The sequence below is a fragment of the Mesorhizobium sp. M1142 genome, assembly GCF_040318565.1.
Lineage (GTDB): Bacteria > Pseudomonadota > Alphaproteobacteria > Rhizobiales > Rhizobiaceae > Mesorhizobium.
Genome location: NZ_JAMYMK010000061.1, coordinates 1 through 2,413, shown reverse-complemented (window position 1 = coordinate 2,413; position 2,413 = coordinate 1). Strand labels below are relative to the sequence as shown.

At 59.0% G+C, this 2,413-nt stretch carries 2 protein-coding genes; both read left to right on the top strand.

Translation table 11 applies throughout. The annotated features are described in order from the left end of the window. The first annotated feature begins 334 nt into the window (after window positions 1-334). Window positions 335-907 carry a DUF1003 domain-containing protein gene (locus tag NKH42_RS30965; RefSeq protein WP_352509985.1) on the top strand — a complete coding sequence of 191 codons (573 nt, stop codon included), beginning with the start codon at window positions 335-337 and terminating at the stop codon, window positions 905-907. Window positions 908-1,895: 988 nt separating this feature from the next. Beyond that, entirely contained in the window at window positions 1,896-2,270 is a 375-nt protein-coding gene (locus tag NKH42_RS30960; RefSeq protein WP_352509986.1) for a hypothetical protein, read from the top strand. Window positions 2,271-2,413 lie beyond the last annotated feature (143 nt).

The window sequence follows — 2,413 nt, the reverse complement described above, 5'->3', positions numbered from 1 at the left end:
CCCGATGATCTATGCACGGGACACAGCTTCTCGCTGATCCGCGATTTCTGCGAAGAGCGAGGGCTGGTCCCAATAACAAGGCAGGGGCGGCGCTGAGAAATGCCACGCCGGCAATCTCCGGCCCTACACCTTCATGCAGGCCATGGGTGCTTGGATGCGGCGCCCAGTTTCTCCAGTGGGCCAATCATAACGCATCAGGTCAGGCCCGCGTTTACGCGTTCGACTCTACCTCCCGCGAAAAAGTACCTGTCGATACATGCGATCTAGCCGTCGCCTTGGGGTCAAGGAGCAAAATTCAAAATGCATTGTTAGGTGTAAAGATTAGGAGCGACCTATGCACCCCAGCCTCACCTCGAACAATATGGCTCGCGGCACTCCGACTACGCCGGCCGCGGAAGGGCTAGCTCCGGCGTTGGCCCGCAACATTGACGCTCTCGTCGAGCGTAGAAGGCGAGAGGCGAAAGCCGCTTCTCTTCAGGAAAGGGCCGCCGCCGCAATCAGCAGATTTGCCGGCAGCATGATCTTCGTCTACATCCATCTCGTTTTCTTTGGCGGCTGGATCGCCTTTAACACTGGTATCGCTCCGATCGTTCAGGCTTGGGATCCTTCTTTAGTCATCTTGGCCATGCTCGCGTCCGTGGAGGCAATATTTCTCTCCACCTTTGTGCTTATCAACCAGAACCGAATGGCCGCTGAAGATGACGCGCGGGCTGATCTCGATCTCCAGGTTAGCCTGCTCAACGAACACGAGACTACCAAGCTGATCAAGATGGTCGAGGAGATTGCCAAGCGTTTAGACATCCAGACGGAAGCAGACGAGGAATTGAAGGAACTGAAGCGCGATGTGGCGCCCGAAGCAGTTCTCGACAAGATCGTGGAGGCAGGAGATCAGCCAACGCTCGGCTGAGCAATTAGCCGCTTACTAGAGCACGTCCTGTGATCGATGAATCGATTGTGATGTGACGGCTGCGTTTTGTGCTGATTCAACATCCACCTCGATGGAGGCCGGGCCGCGCGCTCAATATCGATTAATGACCGTGCAGCATCTGTCGTGCGCTGCTCTCTCTCATCTCTTTGCGTCCATGTAGCCAAGCGTCGCTCCCTAAAGTGCATGCCGCCGACCTGGTGGCACGGTGCTTGATCGAACCATGGCGGTTCGTCAGCTTGTGCCACAGATTGCAGACATAGGAAAACGGGCATCGTAGCGGGCCTTGCCCACTGCGGCCGCCAAAGGGATCGTGACGGAACGCTGATAGGTTTCCCGACCTTCCGGAGGGTACCCTTCGATCAAAGCGCGACGGTCAAGGGTGTACGTCGAGGGGACGTGGACTGTCCCGGGGGAGTCGGTAACGAAGCGCTCCACGGTGGCCGCGCATACCCAGTTCTGGACAATCGGATATGGAGATCGGACGCCGCCCTGCGGCACATCCGGGGGTCAACACCGTCACCCCCTCGAATGTGATCGGAGAATTGTCCAGCGCCGATGAGACCACGCTGGCAAGGCCTGCTCCGGCCAGGCCTTGCATGGCGACGTGCTGAACCCGAGGGTGTTCTTGCGGCGTGTGCTTCCAACCCTTTGTGATCGCATCGGGCCATACCGCACCCTTGGCGATCGCCTGCTCAAATGCGATGTGTCTTTGGATGCTCCAAGTGCGGCAAACGTCTCGTGCAGCCCGATCGTGTCGGCGCGGAGCTTCAGCAGTCCGTCGGAATATCGGGCGGTGATCCGGTCCACCAGATTGGTAGGGATTGCTTTACCATCTCGGATCGCAGATGTGATCGTTCGGTCGAAACGTTTGTCGCGTTGCTTCCGAGTCAGATAGGCCCGCAACTGGTCGGGCTCGCCAGAGAGCAGTTCATCGCGGGCTCGGGCAACATAGTCGCTCTGAACTGTGGTGAGCCCGATCACCCCGCCTTTTCTGCTGCCGGTCACCCGATTGATGCGCCCGACCACCTCCAGTGCCGTCCTGGTCGGATTGGCGCCGCAGCACGACCGGAAAGCCGCTTGGATCGCGAAGCGCCGGCATCTGCTCGACGCTGGCAACGCCGCCGCCGTTGAAGGTCTGCCGGAGGGCCTCTTCCAGGGGCCGAAACGCGGCCTCGTCGAGGTTCATCGCCTGGATCGCGCCGTTGATGTCGCCGCGCTCAAGGCGCTCAACTATGCGGCGCAGGACGATGTTCGAGCGGATGTCGTCGATCGCCTCGATGAACGCGGCGCGCAGCATCGGCTCATAGGTCGAGACAAGCTGTTCGAATCGCTCGCGAGGTGATAGGCGCTTTAGCATGTGGAACTTTCAGGCCACGCAACGCAGTGTTGCTGGCTAGGGTCAGGACCCATTAATTTGTTGAGTTGATCTCTGTTGGGTGATTCAAGGTGGCAGGAGGTGCCGCCTTGAGTGATTTGCTGATGTTG